Origin of the sequence: Pseudomonas sp. PDM32, assembly GCF_019219225.1 — a bacterium.
Lineage (GTDB): Bacteria > Pseudomonadota > Gammaproteobacteria > Pseudomonadales > Pseudomonadaceae > Aquipseudomonas > Aquipseudomonas laurylsulfatiphila.
In genome coordinates this window covers 116,627-135,108 of record NZ_JAHUWE010000005.1, presented here as the reverse complement: position 1 = coordinate 135,108, position 18,482 = coordinate 116,627, and the positions used below count along the sequence as shown (strand labels likewise).

6 protein-coding genes are annotated in these 18,482 nt (G+C 56.0%); all 6 read right to left on the bottom strand.

Annotated features, from left to right (window positions below; all coding sequences use genetic code 11):
* Positions 1-25 precede the first annotated feature (25 nt).
* The 6 genes from KW846_RS11240 to KW846_RS11215 are packed head-to-tail and all read right to left on the bottom strand — an operon-like array spanning position 26 to position 18,197.
* A complete protein-coding gene (locus tag KW846_RS11240; protein ID WP_218482293.1) occupies positions 26-2,125 on the bottom strand; it encodes a UvrD-helicase domain-containing protein in 2,100 nt (699 codons plus the stop codon).
* A complete protein-coding gene (locus KW846_RS11235; RefSeq protein ID WP_218482292.1) occupies positions 2,122-8,454 on the bottom strand; it encodes a DEAD/DEAH box helicase in 6,333 nt (2,110 codons plus the stop codon). The genes KW846_RS11240 and KW846_RS11235 overlap by 4 nt, the downstream gene beginning before the upstream one ends.
* A 2-nt stretch (positions 8,455-8,456) precedes the next feature.
* Positions 8,457-10,130, bottom strand: a complete 1,674-nt coding sequence (locus KW846_RS11230) for a DUF262 domain-containing protein (protein WP_218482291.1) — start codon at positions 10,128-10,130, stop codon at positions 8,457-8,459.
* Positions 10,131-10,168: 38 nt separating this feature from the next.
* Positions 10,169-10,372 carry an SLATT domain-containing protein gene (locus KW846_RS30430; protein ID WP_371321745.1) on the bottom strand — a complete coding sequence of 68 codons (204 nt, stop codon included), beginning with the start codon at positions 10,370-10,372 and terminating at the stop codon, positions 10,169-10,171.
* Positions 10,369-15,318, bottom strand: coding sequence for an Eco57I restriction-modification methylase domain-containing protein (locus KW846_RS11220; RefSeq protein ID WP_218482289.1), 4,950 nt, complete (start codon positions 15,316-15,318; stop codon positions 10,369-10,371). Before KW846_RS11220 ends, KW846_RS30430 begins: the two co-directional genes overlap by 4 nt.
* 14 nt (positions 15,319-15,332) lie before the next feature.
* Positions 15,333-18,197 carry a DEAD/DEAH box helicase gene (locus KW846_RS11215; protein WP_218482288.1) on the bottom strand — a complete coding sequence of 955 codons (2,865 nt, stop codon included), beginning with the start codon at positions 18,195-18,197 and terminating at the stop codon, positions 15,333-15,335.
* Between the last annotated feature and the right edge of the window lie 285 nt (positions 18,198-18,482).

The window sequence follows — 18,482 nt, the reverse complement described above, 5'->3', positions numbered from 1 at the left end:
AAATTAGCTGTATAAGTCTGAGAATTCAGTCACCAGAGGGCCGCACTAGGAGAAACAAATTTCTCTTTGCTCGAGTAGCAGCAACGTGCAGCAAGCATCTTTCAGAAATTTCAGTATCTTCGGTTACCCCTGCATCCTCATCACGGCTTAATTGGTCGGCGTAGGAAGCGGCTCCTCTGTAGGCGGCAACAATCACTACGCTAAACTCAAGCCCTTTGATGCGATGCATGGTGGCCAGGCGAACGCCCGGCTGTGCCGAATCGTCAGAGGTTGAGTTGTCCAGTTTCAAGTGAACAATACCTGCCTGCTGCAGAGCCCGAGCGACATTATCCAGATCGTCATTAGTACGCGCAGTTATGCAAACCTGTCGAGGCTCCATCCCATCGTCCTGCAATTGTTTAAGGATCGCCTTTATATGCGGCATATCTTCGTGTGCGGAAGACGACTCGATGATATCCGGCACATCACCATGCGTCAGAGACCGATAACCGCGCAGAGAGTCCACGTTGCCATCCAAGTCATCGACAGCACATCCTTCGAGTTGAGCGCAGGCCCATTGACGGATTTCGTCGGTGGTTCGGTAATTCACCTTCAGGTTATGGCTACGGCCGCGAACCTCGATGCCCACCCGACTAAGCACGACTTTGTGCCGGTAGATACGCTGGTGGGCATCACCAACAATAAACAGGTCGTTTTCGGCTACTTTTACTGCCGTACGAATTAGCTCAAAGCCCGCGTTGCTAATGTCCTGGGCTTCATCCACCACCATGGAGCGGATACCCAGTGCAGGCTGCTCCTTCCTTAACAACTGAGAGGCCTCACGGAAAGCTTCTTCTGGCTCGCGCAAATTGGCAGCTTGCAGTTGGGCCCGGTATTCGGCAAACACCGGCCAGATAGACTTACGCATCGCACGGCCAAGCTGACCGCCGCGGCCTACTCGACTGGCACGCATATAGTCCTCAACAGTTTCGCAGGCTTGAGGAAGCACCACCCGCTCATATTCGGCACGCATGAACTGCAAGCTGAGATCAACCGATGCGGGCATCGCCGATAAGGCTGCTTGCCAGAAACGGCGACGGTCGCCTTCGTTATACAACAGGTTATGTGGGTAACCAAAACGACGCAGAAGACTGGAAGCCCACTGATCCAGGTTCACCACCTGAATTTTCTCCAGCTCCTGCGGTGTGCACAGCAGAGCCAAATGCTGGCGAATGTCCTCAGCCAGGGTTTTGGTGAAAGTGGTAAACAACACCGGACGACCTGGCAAATCCGAGTATTGTCGTGCAAGTCTTGCAGCGCGATGCATGGCTACAACAGTTTTACCAGTACCTGCGCCACCGGTCACCTTCACAGGGCCACTCCAGTCACGCTCAACCAACTTACGCTGGCTTGGGTGCAGGAAGACCCTCCAATGCTCTAGAGGTGCCGCCAGTAAAGCTTCTAGATCGCTGTCGTCAGTAAGCACCACGAAATGACGGCGTGAGCTATCACGCTCCAGCGCAGCACCGAAGTCTGTAGGGTCGACCGCCGCCGGCGCGGATTGATCACTGATAATCTTGTCGAAAGTCTCGCCGGCAGCAAACAGATACAACGCTTCGTATGCCTCATCGGGCAATTGCGCTTCCAGCGCCTCAAGTTCGCCTTCATTAGTTACGGCACGCACCGCTTCCAGCCGATCATCGGGTACGCCCAGCCGGCGAATCTCACGATCCTTGAGGGCATCGAACAGCCCCACTGCACGCACCTCGGCCGAGGCGTCAGACGCTTTCGTGTTAGCCACCTCCTGCACTGCATAAACCTGGATGCTGCCAACATCCGGATGGATCGCGACTCGATGGCGACGTGCCCACTGATAGGCATCGTCATGCTGGTCAACCCACAACAGGCAGTAGACGTTGCCCACATCAGGTTTAAGCACGATTCCACGCATATTTTCGTTAATCCGAACCGAGCGCATGTTCGGATCGGCGGCATCATGAATGCGCTCATAATTGATGCCGGTCGCCATTGGGTTCTGACGAAACTTTGCAACGAAGGCCAGTACCGCCTGCTGATGAGAACGTGGAACTACCGAAAACGACTTCAGGAAGTCATCGGACATTGCAATCTTGAGTGCCAGCGTCATGCCAGTGTCTCCATCAAAAGGGTTCTCAGCTCATCAGGCAACTCACTGCCGTCAGCGGTAAAAGAATGCCAACCTTGGCGAGCAAAAAGCGCAGCCTCTGATCCAGAATCTGGCAGTAGTACCGCGGTACGAACATCTGGCCAAGCCAATTCAGCTTCTGCTATTACGCGGCCTTTTTCATCCATCAACTCATAGCCCACTTCTGGGGCGGTTATGCCCAAACCAGCCAGAGCCAAGCTCCAAGACTGTACTTCATGTGCAGCCAAACTCAGCGCTTCCTGCCAGGCGTCAGACAACCCGCCAGATTTTGCTTTGAGCGCAGAACAATCCTGCAGCGCAGATAACCCCGGCATTTCAGCGTTGCCAACCCAAAACTGACTCAGCGGCAACAATAAGTTAAGTGCCTGCCAAAGTTGCTGCCAGCGTAACTGAAGCTCGCTTTCGGGCAGGCCATCTTCTTTCCATTCGCCAACCAAAAGAGGTTCAGTGTCTGCCGAGCCATTACCCGTCATCACTTGCTTCAGATGCTCCGGGCGCATGGCAATAGCCAGCATCCAAGCTTTACCGAGCTGACGCAGGCTCAATCTATGCAGCTGCAGGTCAGGTAGCAGGCCCAGCTCATCTAAACGCTGCCAGAAAGCCCCTTCGCGCAGGACTTGAAGTGCAGTAGTGTCCCCCGGCGGCATCAACATTCCCGCAGCCAGGGAGACGGCCAATTTGCCGAGCGCTTGGTGTTGCCCACGGGCTAAACGCTGATGCAGCTGGGTAAAGGACGGCAGCGATTTGAAACTGGAGAGTGTTGCGATGCCCTGTGCCGCACACAGCTTCTGCACTACCTGCTGCGGATCATCATCAAGCAATGTTGGCCAAGGCGATGGTGTAGGTAATACCTGGTTTTGCAAGGCGCATTCGACATCATCCCAGGTCAGCGTCCAGACTGAGAACTTCCCGCTCTTGGCCACCGCCATACGTTTGGCCATATCGGTAGTAATGATGTCTTTGTGGTACTGCCAACCATCAACAAAGACCGCCACCGGCAGGTCGTCGGCGGCATCGTCTGGCCAGAACACGAAGTCAGGCTTGCACGGAATCAACACACTTTCGCTGGCTCCCAGATTGACCTGCAACTCCATCCGCCAGCGACGCGAGCCAGCCTGTATCTGATAGCCCGCCTTACCTTTGAACAACAGCTCACTCAGTTTGAACTTCTCACCTTCATGCTCACGGCGCAGCGCTTCGACAAACCGCTTCTCCAGCATGCTGTCCAGTAACTGGTTAGCTGGCTGGGCGTCGGCCAGATGGGTAACTGGCTTCAGTGCCCCCTTGTACTGCATCACTTCACCCAACAACTTCTGTGCTGTACGTCGCGAGATAGACTTACGATCATGGCTGTTGTGATAGCGGTACACGCAGCGATAACAGCCATCGGTGTCCGCATTCTGGTTGCAGGTACAGCTACTGAGGGCTTGCAGTGCAATGTCGAATACGTCCAACAGCGGTTCCGGCGCGCGCATCAATTCCTTGAGATAGCCGGTGCCACCCGGCACGCTGTCGTAGATCACTAGATAACAACGCGGCGTATCTGAGCCCGCAGCCATACGCATATCTAGGGCAATACGCAGATGGTCCACTGCTCCCCTAAAACGCCGCGCCAACCCCAACTCCAGAGCCGACACAAAACTCAGCAAAGCCTCGTTGGTATCGGCAAAACCCACCTCGGGCAAAAATAGACGAATGCCCTCACTAGTGAACTCGCGGTAGAGGAACACGCACTGCTGCGTGCTCGCCTCGGGGTTCTTGCGCTTCGCGCACCAGGACGAATGGTTGCGATACAGCTCCTCGGCCTTGCGCTTGCGCTGCAAGGTTCCACACTCGGGGCAGATGCTAAAACCAGGGCGACTGAGTTCCTTCCCGCCGATCTCCATCGGCATGCCTTCCGCTGACTGCTCGCCAAAGTTCACCTCGCGAAAAGTCACTCGATCAAGAAACTCGAAGCCGAAAGGAAATGTCTGCTCGTCAATCACAAAAGCCTGACGCACCGCCTCAGGCGGGCTATCCACCAAAGCCTGGCGCACATAAAAGCCGCGCTGACGCTCGTCTGAGTCGTCAGCAATACGGCTATCGCGATCCAGCGTACGGGCAAAGACCGTGGTCAAGCGGAGCATCTCGTGTACGCGCCCACTGTCGCGCCACAGCGTATCGCCACATCGTGGGCAGTTAGGGTGTTGATCACCCGAGGACAGCGGCTCGCTATAGGAGCACTGCCTACAGAAACGCCAGTGCTCCGGCTTGATCTTCGATACGTCGATCTGATTGATCACCACCCGCCGGCCTTCGGCATAAAAGGTGTTGTTCGGTGCCAACTCAGTGATGGCCGTTGATCCAGGACGCTCATATTCGAAGGTCAGAGGATCAGGAGCGGATGTTCCAGGCTTTGAATCGCGCACAATGATCGAGCGCAACAGCACACCTTGCTCCGGGAACGCATAGTTGGGTAGCAAGCCCTCATCAGTCAGCACATTGAGCGTAGCCTTACCCTCAATGCTGCCAATCAAACGCGAAAGCGCAGTTCGATCCTGAAGCAGTCGTGCCAACTCCAGATCCTGATCCTCACCACGCACCGTCAATGCCTGCAGCTTATCGATCTCCTTCACTGCAGCCTCACGCTTGCGCTTGATGCTTTCAACATCACTTGCAATGCCCTGCAAACGGTTGACGATCTTGTACGCCAACGGGCTGCTATTGCCGTTCCCGCCCTGAATGAAATTAGCCAGCCACTGGCATGTACCGTCGCTCAAAGGGCACATCTCTCCCTGATTGAACAAGCGCAAGAACCGTTCAAGAAGCGACGCCTGATGCTGTTCCACATAACTCAACCAAGGGTAAGGAAACTTGCTGTTGGTCTGATTATTGATCGCAGTGAACACCCCACGAATTTCTTGAGGGATCTGCGCCGCCCGTCCGTTCTCATGCACCCAGCAATCCAAGGTGAACGCTGTAAGTTGACGTTCAAGTACTGCAGAGGCGTTAAGGAAAACCCCAGGTGCCTGCACGGAACCTGCAATCATGGTTTTCGGGTCATCCCAGAAATACAGGTCATGCGACTTGCTGGTCGCCATGCTCATCAGCAACGCATTACCCGTGCTACGCCCTGCCCGTCCTGCTCGCTGAATGTAGTTTGCCTGCTGTGGAGGAATCGAACATTGCAGCACACTGGATAAATCGCCGATGTCGATGCCCATTTCTAGCGTGGGTGTTGCGGAGAGCACATTGATGCCGCCGGGGCGATCACTGTTGGACTTGAAGTTACGCTCTACCGCCTCGCGTGTCTCGCGTGGCAGCAAGCCGGTATGCTCATGCGCTACCACCCGCTGAATGTCCGCATTCAGATAAAGCTTGCGATAAAAATCACCGGGCGACTCAAGTGCCTGCAACTCGCCCTGGCAATCAACGCGGCGACACGCTTGCTCAGAAAAATCATCCTCTGGGCCTGAGAGTGTGGTGCTGTGGCAGCTGGAACACCGCCACACCTTGCCCCCCAAGATAACGTGAAAAGCAGAGGGCTCCAGCCCCCATACACGGATATCCGGCTTCTCGGTTGCCTCCTCAAAACCTGCTAACCCAACGCTTTCCAATGACTCAAGAGCAAGCCGATAAAGCGGTGCAATCAAGGCATCCGTGCCCAGTGCCAGATCATGCAAAGCAGGCAATGCCTTGAACGCCCAGTCGCTAAACAAACGGGCATGGCTCTTAGTTATACTGACGCAGCGACCAAACTCTGCCAGTGTCAAAAACCTCGGAGGCCGAGGGCTGGTGAGAAGCTTAAACTGGCTTGGATTCTTCTTATACCCCCAAGGGCTGCTACCCATTCGCGCATAAAACCCTAGCTCCTGATCACGCCAAGCCCCGATGCGCTGCATGTTTTCCAGTAGCCCGCGCAGTAAAATAACAACTTCGTCCAGTTGCGCGGCGGCTAAAGGTTCAAGCGTGTCACGTAGACGTGGCAACAGCCATTGAGCGGCTTCGTCTAACTTGCCTGCAAGTGGCACTACGCAAGCAGTTCCTGTCGCAACCAGAGTACGACCAATATGAGCATCCTGGCCAAATTCTGCATTGAGCACCCAAGGCAACACCTTCGCCAGCTCGGCAGGTAGGTTGCTGCTTTCAGGTAGCGCCCCCTCTTCCATCAGGGTCTCGTAGTCACGTAGCCAGTGCATTTGCGGTGGCAGAAAGTTAGCAATGTAATGACCGTCACCTAGCGCCGTTCGCCAGCGGTGCGCGAATGCTGTTGGCAAATTTTCCAATGTCACAGGTCGCCCAGCTGCATAGGCATCAGCAATTACCTGCGCCAACGCCGGGCGTAAGTTCATTCGCCAGGTTCGTGCGGCAAGGAACCCTGCACGATGCGCCGCATCCTGTACCGAGTCAGAGAAAGCAATCAGCTTTTTGTCCGGATTGAAGCGCGTTGCAAACAACTGTCCCACCATCACCGCCGCCAGACTGGCCGCTTGCGAACCTACAATCGTCAGCGTTTTATAACCAGCACAGAAAGGACAATCATGGTGCGACTTGGTGTACTTCGCGCCATTGCGCGTACCTTCACGCAGGTTGCTGGCAATATCTACAGCCAGCAAAGGCTGATCCTCACAGTGTGAGCATTCGGTTTGCGATGCCTGATGCAAGGAACCGCAGGCAGGGCATACCTGCTTGCGCTCGAACACCGCAGGGTTCGTCCCCGCACTAGAAGGAAAGATAAAACGGGTACTCACATCCTCGGCGAAGAACGCACTGTAAAACGCCTGCAAATCATGGGTGAGTTGATTGGGGCTGATCTTTTGCTGCGTAGAACCCCAGCCGGTGGCATGGCACTCGCGGCAATGGATCACCGGCAGATGCAGCCGCTCCATATCGGCTTTGCGTAAGTCATCGTGATGCCGAAGCTGCGGCTCAGCATCCAGCACAGCCACCATGCGACGCAGCTCACGTAGCCAGATTTCCACCTTCACCTGCAAGAAAAAATTCTGATGTGCATCCTGGCGTGCATGCGCCACCAACGACAGCAAGCTAGACAACCAAAGCAGCGCAAAGCGCTCATCATCGCAGTTCGGCAAACGGCGCTTGAGCAGTACCAACAGATCAGCCAGCAACACAGACTTTGGCCCAAGACGCTCCAGATCACGCAAAAGATTCTGGAAGGCGAAATGGCTCTTCAGGTGCTTACCTAAGCAACAGCGCCAAGCAAAATCCTCTGCCTGCATGACGGAGCAAGGCTCACCGAACCACAACGGTGCTTGGGCCGCCAGATAGGCATGCAGGTCGTTGTAGTTCTCGGGTGCCAAGACATCCACGTCACTGGGATGCGGGCTTTGGGTGAACTCAACCAGTGCTTCAGCGAGATAATCCCCGACCGACTCGCGGTCCTCAGCGATAACCGCACTGTCATCCAACACTTCACCAAACACATCACCAGCAAACGCCAGCAAATCGCTAACGCCATCATCGCCCAGCGTTGCCGAAGTACCGACGCACACTAACTGGCCCGGCGGCGCATTCAGCCGCCCCTTTAGGCGGCGAATCAGACAAGCCAGATCAGTACCCTGCGCGCCATCAAATGTATGCAGCTCATCCACCACCAAATAACGTAGCGTGTCCGGCTGCTGATGCGCCCACAAAGGGGCATCTGCTGCACGCAGCAGAAGAAAGTCCAACATTTTGTAGTTGGTCAGCAGAATATCCGGCGGATTTTCACGCAGGCCATTGCGATCGGTAATCACCGAATAACTGCCGTCACTCAATTGGGCGACCGTTGGCGACTCGATAGCCGGTGCATCGCCCACATACAAGCCTGCACGAATTCCACTAAGGCCAGCGGCCTTAACGATTTCCTTGGCCACGCGCCCAGATTGGTCGCTGGCCAAGGCGTTCATGGGATAGAGGATGATCGCCTTGATGCCACGCCGTCCCTCGGCACGCGCCACGCGACAATGCTCAAGGATCGGATATAGAAAGCACTCGGTCTTACCCGACCCCGTACCCGTTGCCACCAACGTGGATTGAGCCTCTGACCCCGCCAGCCGCGCAAAAGCCTTGGCCTGATGTGCATGGGGCACAAAGCTGGTAGGTAACCAAGGGAAAGCCGGTAGACCGCCACTCAGCTGCTTTCGAAATGGCAGTGGCAACGTCAGATACGGCCCTTTGAAAATATTGCTGCGCTCAGCCAAAAAGCGCTCCAGCAAGCCCTCAAAACCAGAAGTAGTGGACGGGAATGCGGTGCGCAGAAAGTCTGCGACACCCTGAGTCACCTGCTGGGAAACGATCAATGGCTGCATGATCAGATTGCCTCATCCGCGGATGGTAATACCGTCAGCCCGTAGAGGCTTTCCAATGCTGCCAACATCTGGTGCCTTCTCCAAGTAACAAATGCTAGTGGATCGCCCCAAAGCAAATTTTTGGGAACGGGAATGAAATCGTAGGAACTCCAGTACTTATTGCCGTCCGAACTTTGAAAAAACTCACTTGGATGACGTGCTCGCTTGTAGTTATTGACCTCGGCTGGCATAGGCTGGAAGTTCCATAGCACATCGACAGTCTCTTGATAAGCCGCATCCGCCCCAACTAATTTGAGCGGAAATATATGATCAACTTGAGGCTTACTGTCATGAAAAACGTAGCTGCGACTGGGCATAAGCACCTTTGTAGCCAACCACGTTTGGCTCAACAGCTGGTATTCGTTGAGCTCTCCAGTTCGGTTTTTCTCGATCGCGATCTTGCGAATAGCTTCAAGCGGGAATGACTCATTTTGCCTTCCTGCTTCCATAGCTTCGCGCGCGAAAACATTGACCATGGTCTGGGTATTCCAATCACACATCTGAGAAAGTAAAAAGTACTGGTGAATGAGCTTTACCTCTGACTCGTCCCAGGCGCGGATACGCCATTCATGACCGTGGCGCTTAAGCTCCGTCAGGTAGGCTGCAATCGGTAAGACGGCCAACCACCGAGGCACGATGGAGGCATGATTGATATTCAGCAACCCCTTTAAATACCCCCTAAATAGCTCTAACAATGGCTCACGATCACTTTCCAAAGCACTCTGGAACGCTTGGATATCGTTACCATCCAGCCGTCCCTCATCAATGCGGATCGTGTTCTTAACCAGCAAATGAAAGAACTGTAGGATCGATGTAGACGAAAACTCAATGCCACCACTCTGCTTTGCAATCTCATCAGACAAAGTCCAGAGCTTCTCCTCATAGTCCGACTGAACCGCCTTGATCTTCCCGAGCACCAGCTCCAACTGAGTTAACGCCACCCCGCCAGTGTTAAGCCGTCGAAAAACCTCATTTACTTCGTTAGGGCTATCGGCGTTGACCGAGAAGTAGGCTATCGACTTATGATTGGTGTCGACAAATATATCCCACAACGAACTCAGGTTTCTGCGCACGCGAAGCTTGGCGCTTTTATCATCACCGACGGCCGTCAGGGCGCGATCCTCAAGATCAACCTTTTCGTCCTCGTTACAGCGCAAACAGGACAACTCCGTCATGCGCAAATAACGAGGTTCGGCTGCCACACTAGCATCGCGGAACAGAAAGCCCGTTTCATCCGACTCCGCAGTGGCTGGATCGAACATCAAATCAAAATGTAAGATCCGGCCATTGAAACGATGACGGAGCACTGAATAAAGCGTCTGCAAGCGTTGTTGACCGTCATACACCAGCGCCTTGGGGGCGCCCCACAACCCCTCATCCACCTGCCGTGCGTGATGACCCGGGGCATAGTCTCCAACAAAGCAGCGATAAGGCACTTTCTGTTCCGTTTCCCACAGCACCACACCACCGATTGGGTAGCGTTTAAGCAGTGAGTCGAGTAACAAGCACACGTAATCTTCCGACTCATGCCGTGCGCCCCACACGTACTGGCGCTGGACCTGCGGCAGGTACCAGCCGTTATTAGGAGCATTCAGCTTCTCCAGCGCTTCACGAACGGAAATTCCTACATACGACATAATCGTCTTCCCTGAGGGGGCGCAATGTTAGAGTGCCTTCAGTTCCGCAATGCGAAATACTGATCTCCGGTGTTTTTATGTGCCGAAGCACGCTCGGATGGCTTAAGAAATGTCATTAGTGTGGTTAGCACGGTGAACACAGCGGACAGTCCCGCTGCTACCTGGCCATACTCTTTCATGAAGGCAGTCCCAGCCACGGAGCTCAATGCAACGGAAAGAATTCCTAACCAGTAGTTCCTCAGTCATTCAACTGCTCCAATTCAAAATGCGCCCAAGCTATACGGTAGTCAGCCTCGCGGTCAGCCAGGGTCAAAGGGGTGGTGTATTGGGTGGTGCGTTGGATCGGGCCGCCGGGTTGAGTATTGTCCAGCACTGTGCGCTCAATAATGGTGCCGTCGGGAAACTGGGGCTGGCCGTTTTTCGGCATGAGATCATCCCAGCCCAGGCGGCGGATTTCGCGGCGACCGTCGGAGTGGATCAAAGTGCAGGGGGCGTCTTTCTTGCCGGGTTTGCGCGGTAAGCCGACGCCGATCAGGCCCTTGCTGGCGGTGAAGACAATACGGCCCTTCGCGTCGTACCAGGTGTCGCGCTCATACTGGCGCATCACCGGGAACTGCACACGATAGATGGTCAGTAGCTCGTCCAATGTGAGCCCGAGGGCCTGAGCGGCGAGCACATCAATTTCCACCAACGCCTGCCGGCGGGCGTAGTCGTTGCGCAAGGCGCAGTTTCGCTGCCATTCAGGAGTGAGCTGAGCAAAGAAATTCTGCGGCAGACGTGGGTCGTTGCTAGCCCAGCTATCCTGCTGGAAAGCGGGTCGCCAGCAGTCGCGCCAGAGATCGGCGTAGTGGATGGTGAGACTTGCAAGCCCCAACGCCCTGATATGCATGCTCCAACGATAAAAAGCGCTTGGCAGGTGTACAGGCATACGACTCAAGTACGCATGGTTGGCATGCCCTGCACCGGTCGACTTCATGAAGAAGTCAAGGGGAGTGCTAAGTGTGAGGGAATGAAAATCCATCAGTTCCTCACTCAGCTTGAATGCCGTGCTGATACAGGTGTGCACATGCCCCACTCCCTTGGGCAGCAATGCAGTAATCAAGGAACGCTCAGCCGATGGGCTGATCATTTCGCGGTTTACGTGGCGGTAATACCCTGTCACCGCCCTCGCCTCGCGCTCGTTCTCTTCAACCCAGCTGACCCGCGGCGCACGTCGGACGTATTCGGCGGCGTCGCAGGCGGGCAAGTAGTTGCTGCGTGGCAGATAGTCGTCTGGCAGGATTTCGAGATCGAGGGTGTCGTAGTGGCCCTTCTCGGTGCAGACCGCTCGCGGAGTTTTGCTGCGCGGATTGCCTACAAAGAAATGCGGACCGGATAGCACAAATTCGCCAGGGTCAGAGACAAAACCCTGCTCGCTGCTGCTGCGACGGCGGATGGTGCCATCACTTTGCCCAATGGACTCGTTCCAATGCTGGGTGCAGTAAATGTCATTACCCAGATCGCCAAGACGTCGGGGCGCATGGGCGAATTTTTCCAGCACCGAGACCAGTTCACGGCTATGCAAAGCAGGCAGACGGGCCTGCAATGGCGAAGTGCCTGGCTCATCGTAAAGCATGGCAAAGGTGGCGAGCAGGGGCTCATCCACCTCGATGATGCGATTAATATGCCCGCTAAAGTCCCAACCGCCCTCATCGCACTTGATCGCCGGTGTCACACCGCCACCAAGATGCTGAAGGCTGGTATTGACCGTAGCCGGGTGGAAAAGATTGGCCAGTGTTTTGAAACGTGGCGACAGTTGAGCTGGGCCATAGATGTTGATACCGTACTTCACACGGTGGCCGACCTCAGCGAACAACATCAGCTGATTTTGGAATTGATAATGCGCACGCAAACGTGGGTATAGTGCAGCACGTAGCTCCCCGGCTTTGGGATCGTCATACACCCCTTCCGGATGCAGCAGCGCCTGCACCCCACTGCCAACCTGCCAGACCAGGGGTAGGAAGCATTTATAGAGATTGGCCTTTTGCCCCTCTAGCAGCGCGTAATTCTGACGGGCATTGAGGAACACGCCCATGCCTTCAGTGGCCACACACTCACTTAGAAAATCAGCCCGCGCCTGCGGCAACGCCGCAAACACCGCATCACGCTGATCCGCCGTCTGCTTGGCCGAGAGTTTGCGGATGGCAAAGCGCGGGTCAAAGTCCGACAGCAGCGCCTGTTCGTTCCATTCCACCTTGATCCAAGGCGGGTTGCCGAGGATTACATCGAAGCCCCCACGGGCCTTGAATACATCGGTAAACTCCAGTGCCCAGTGCATAAAGTGCTGCTGGCTGGCCACCTGCTGCGCCACCTGCAGTTGCGGCAGTGCCTCGACCAGCGCGGCGATATCCACATGGCCGTAGCGGTCGCGCTCAGGGGTAAAGTCCAGCCCCTGCTGCGGGCGGGTTTCCGGGAACAGGTCATCGGCTGGGCCGCTGCTGAGGCTAGCATTGCCGAGCAGTACGGTTTCCAGCACAAACCACCAGTGCTCGCGACTAGGCAGCTCGCTGGCTCTGCCCAGCGGCCAAAACCATAGGGAGCACCAGAAATCCATCACCAGCTTAAGGCGACGGTAAGGGCTAGCGTTTTTCTGCGCCTCACTAAGCATCTCGCGCTGATAGATGGCGTCCTTCTGCGCAGTGCTGGTAGGGGACCGGTTGGCGGCCGGGTCGGGCCACACATGCAACTCGTCACAGGTGGCCTTACGCACCCGGGCCAGCTCCTCGGCATGTTGCTGCCATAGCTGTTCGGCGGCCTGACTCAAGGCCTGCACGCGGCGGATTTCGTCTTTGATAAGTGGCGCGGTAAAAGCCTTGCGCCATTGCTTGAACTGCTCGAAAGCAACCGGCTCCAACGCCTTGACCACCTTGTCGCTGATCATACCCATGCCCTCGGCGGGCAGGAGGAAATGGAAAATCTCGCTGGCCTTAGGCGCCTGCGTGAGAGCGACAACATGTGGCGCTGCAGCGCGCCAGTCGCGCTCGGGCAGACCATTTTCGCCTTTGCCGGGCGTGAGCTGAGCGGCGCTGAACACCTCTCGACGTGCACCAATCAAGGAGTTGCCGTTGTACAGCTGCAGACCGAACCAAGGCACATGGCTACCTTTGAAGATAGCGTTGAGCCAGAGCGACACCTCGGCCAGCTCCACAGCAATCGGGTTCAGGTCCACCCCGAAGACATTGCTGTCGGCGATGTACATCTTCACCCGCTGCTTTTCTTCGGTGTACTGCTCGTGAGGGATGGTGCGGCCCAGCTCTTTCTGTTTGGCCTGCAAGTAGGCTTCGGCTAATTGGCTGACGGCCTCGTTCAAAAACGCCGCACTGCCCATGGCCGGCTCGCACACGGTGAGCTGCAGAATTTCATCCGCCGACTTTCCGGGAAGAATTTCTTTTAACGCATGTTCGACCAGGCATTTAGTCAGTACTTCCGGAGTGTAATAGCTCGCAGATTTCTCGCGGGCACGACCGGCCAGGCGATAAATAAAGCTGCCCTTGGGGTGGATCTTGGTATTGCCGCCAAACAGGCGTTCGGTGTCGGTGTACTGGCTGATGCTACTGGCAGGTACAAAATACGCCGCATCCAGCGGGTTGACCTCGGCGTCTTTTTTCTTCTCGGCAATGCTGGGAGTATCGAGGTGATCCTCGTTATCCGTATCGCTCTCGCTCGAATCGTCTTCTTGGCGCTCATCGCCGTTATTATCTGCAGCGGCTGCTTTCTTACCCTTGGGGTCAGGGCGTACCTCGTATAGATTTTCTTCGGCGAAAAAACCGCGGAAGGACAGCAGCGATTCGTACACCGCACCCAACTGGTTGATACCGAGGGTGCCATAGCTGATGCGCCCACGACGGCTCTTGCCACCACCACGGGACAAGGACATCAGTTCGATGACTTTCTGCAGAATCGAGTTACGCAGTTTGACGCTACCCAACAGCGGTGTGCGCGCGGGGTCAAATAGGTGGCCTTGCAGCGGCGCAATGGTGAAGCCGTTATCGAGCAGGCCGTCATGCCTGCCACTCAAGTCGAGCTGAATCTCCGTGGCATCCCGTCGTGGGTAGCCTTGCCAGATCAGGCCAAAGAGTTGCTTGAGGCTGTCGTGAAAGTAGAAACCTTCCTGGGCTTCGCTGGTGGTCAGCGGGGTTTGTTCCAACTCGCGCAGGTGCTCGATGCTGTAGCCCTTGAGGTAGGACTCGGCATCGATGGGTGCATAGCCCAGCTCGGGCCTCGCTTCGATATAAAACATAAACAGCAGGCGGTACATATAGCGCAGGCTTTCACGGCTGAGCTGGTCAGCCAGGTCGGTGTCGTTACGCTCGAACACCTTCTCCTTGGCAACCGTGCGCTTGTACCAGATGGCCTCGTTAGCAATCAGCTCGATGCATTCACGCAGGGCGTACTTGAGATCAGTGGATACCTCAAAGGCGTGCTTGTGCGAGCTGTCATCCAGGCTATCGAGCAGCGCCACGCCACCTTCCACCGGCAGCACCGATTGGCTGCCCAGCAGCGCCGCCATGGCGCGGAATTGCTTGTCGTCACGCGGGCCGAATAGCTCCGGCAGGTTGAAGCGCAGCAGTGCCTTGCGCCCCCATTTGCTGCGCTCGATCAGCAGCCACTCTTCATGGTGCAGCAGCAACACCCAGCGTGGCGGGTGGTCGTCGGCAAACAGGCGCTTGCTGAGGGTTTCTTCCCAGTCGCTGTGGGCATATTTACCTTTGCCTTGCTCACTGGCCGCTGGCGCAAGCAATTGCAGCGGGCTGCTGTCTTCGTCTTCCGCGTTGGCAATAGCTGCCGCAATGACCAACAGCGGCTGGTGTTTGGCATCGCGATACACCGCGAATACCGGTAATTCGCCTTCGGCCAACGTCAGGTTCTGCGGTGCTAGTTCGTAACCCAGGGCGACGAGCAGAGGCTGCACCAGGTCAATAAACAGGCTGACGCGCTCGCTGGTTTTGCGCTCATTCAGAAAGCGCTCACGGGCGCGAAAGTAACCATTAGCCCCCGCGGCTGTGCGCAGACGAGCGACGGGGCTTTGCGCGCCCTGCTCTTTCCACTGGTCAAACAGCGGCTTGAGGTCTTTTTCGAGGATCTCGTCCAGGTAGTGCTGACTGTAGAACTCGTTGGCATTGGTGAGGCCGGTGATGGCAAAACTCATGCTGTATTCCTTCCTTAAGCCATCAGTGCGGCGACAACGGTGAACTGAGCGCGGTCATCCAGTTGCAGGGTGTCGCGTACCCATTGTTGGTAGTTACTGAACAGGTCTGCGGTGGCGCTTTCTTTCTGTTTACGTTTGGCTGCGATGACCTGTTCGATACCTTTGGCGAAATCGATTTCCAGCTGTTCGTTGTGTTTGAGCTGCAGGGTTTGCAGCTTGGCCAACTCGCGCTCAAGACGCTGGCGACAGTTGGCATCGAAGGCCTGCTTGATCGGCTTGATGTGTTTCTCAGCAGCCTGAATAACCGCGGGTAGTGCACTTTGCAAGGTACGGCTGTCGGGCGCCTGGCCATCGTTGGCCTGAGCTTTTGCGGTGCTGGTGAGCCCTGTGCGCTGCAGTGTTTCCGACAGGCTGAGTACGCCCTGTACCTGCCCAGCAGCATCGAGCTGTACACCGAGCCACTCGGCTAGCACGGCTTGACCACGGCGGTTTGGCACCTGGGCAAGCACCAGCACAATGGCTTCGCCTGCGGCCAGCCCCTGTGCAACGCGCAGCAGCGGCGCGCGCTGGCGACGGAACAGAGCCATAAGTTTGTAGTCGAGCCACAGGGCAATGGGGTTGAGCGCCCAGAGGTAGTGCAGCTGCGGCCAGGCATTGGTGTCGCGCGCCTGTTTGATGGCCTCTTCAACCACAGCCTTATCGGCGCTCAAGGCAAAGGTGTTATCGGTCGGCCACATTTCGCTGGCCAGATCACGCTTGAGCACCTGGGCAAGGTCGCGACTGGGCTGGAAGCTTAGTGTGCGGCTGGCATCATCCGTTTTGATTGCAGCGTGTTCGCGCGGCGACTGTTGCGCCAGCCAACGCAAGGCATCGCGAAGGTAGATGTAGCTGTCGTTAAACAGACTGGTAAGTTCAGCAGTGGATGCCATGAGCGCTGCTGTGCTGGCGGGCGCAACGCTATCGTTGGTGGGTACGTTCGCGCCCCACAGGGCTTCGAAAGGGTCGATATCATCCCCAGCCAGTAGCGCGGCGAACTCATCGACAGTGCGGTTGCCTTCAATGGCCTTGGCCACTGCGACGGTTTCCAGCTCCTCGTCATACAGCCCCATAAAGGCTGATGGATCCCCGATATTCTTTGCCGCCTGCTCGTCCTTATCGATCAGGATTTCCAGGTAGCGCAAATCACCGCGAATTCTCTCGTGGCGCGGCTCGGTCAGCAGGTAGCCGATTTTCGGGGCATGCAGTTGACCATAGCGATCCACACGACCATTGCGCTGCTGGAACACCATCAGCGACCAGGAAATATCGAAGTGGATCAGCCGATGAGCTTGGTAGTGCAGGTTAAGACCTTCGGAGGCCACATCCGAGGCAATCAGCAGGCGCAGGGGCGAATGGGTTTTTCCGAAATCTTCGACCGTCTGCTGGATATCCTGGTCAGGCAATTGGCCGTGCAGGATGGCTACGGCGTTATCTTTTAAACCCAGGGCCTTGGGCAGCTCTTGCTGGAGGAATTTCAGTGTTTCAACTCGCTCGGTGAAGATCACCAGGCGGTCACTTGGATCTTTGCCATCCCAACGCCAGTGCTGACCTTGTTTGAGCTGGCTGATGAGGTGCTGGAATTTGCTGAATTTGTCGGCACTGATGGCCTGCACCAAAACTTGAAGATCACGCAGCCCCTCAAGATCAGGATGGCGTGCGTCTTTTACCTCGAGCTTTCGGATGCGCTCTTTCAGCGTTTGTAGGCAGGCTGCCGGGGAAGAGAACAGCGACTTTTCCAGCACGGTGCGGAACAACATGGCACCGTCGCGCGCACCGGTCCCGTCGCTATTAAGTTTGAGCTCGGCTAGGGCATCGAAGGCGAGGTTTTCCGCCGGGCTTGCGGCGCAGGCCAAACGAAACACTTCTCGCTCTGGGAACTCCTGCTTCATCTGCTCGCGCACGTCTTTCTTGAAACGGCGAACAAAAAGGTGATCGACATCCTCGCGGGTGTAGTCGGCCCCTGCTGGCAGCACCGTGGGGTCTAGCATGCGCACGAGGCTGGCGAAGCTGTCCTTTTTGCCGTTGTGTGGTGTGGCGGTGAGCAAGATCAGTGCATCGGAGCGTTGCGAGAGTAACTCGGCCAAGCGATTACTCTGGGTGCGATTGCCCTTGTAGGAAACGTTGTGGGCTTCGTCGATGATGATCAGATCCCACCAGGCGCTTTCCAGGTAGTGCCGGTACTCGCTGTCGCGCTTCAAGGTATCGACCGAGATGATGGTACGGTCGTAGTAGTTAAAGGGATTGTGATTGGCTGGAATATCGCGACGAATGCGCTGAATACCTGCTGAGTCTAGGCGGGTGAGTGGGATAGTAAATCGGTTCCAGAACTCCTGCTGAAACTGACGCATCATACTTTTGGTAGTGACCACCAAAATGCGGCGAGCTTTACCTCTGCGCATCAACTCGGCGGTAAGGATGCCGGCCTCAAGGGTTTTACCCAAGCCTACTGTGTCCGCGATGAGCAAGCGCGGGCGCAGTTGCTGCAAGACCTGATGAGCAGGCTGCAACTGAAACGGCAGCGCATCCATTACTCCATGCTGTCCAATGACTACAGATTCGTTTTGCAGAGCCGATTGACGCAGACGCGCCTCGATAAACAGGCGCGAAGCGATAAATGTGGGCGAGTCGTCGTACACCAGCTCAGTTTTTGCTGGATCAATCAGGGTAACGTCTTCGAGCTGAGTGAGGAAAAGAGCATGACGATTGCGTACGGTTTCCGACACACCGATACAGGAGAGCTGCCAGCCACCAAGATTGCATTGGTCGGCGTTCTGGATAATCCACTCTTCATCGCGGATTAGTGCACGGGCACCGGGGGCCGGGGCTTGGGTCAGTTGCATGGTGCAATCCTTGTCAGGGCTTTAGGTGCGCAGCGAGCACTGGAAAACGGAAGGCAATCACCACATCGGCCTACCCGGATCGGCACTGCCATCGATATTGAATTAATCGTCTGTCGCGTGGGTAGTTATGTCACCCAAGGGGGGCATAACGAGGTATAGGACACAACGCATATTGCCCCCAAGCAATCGACTTTACGATTTTCACCACATCGATGCGGCGGGTGGCACTTTACCAGCTTTTTAACCCAGAACTGGGCGAATGAGTTATGACGGACGTACTCATCC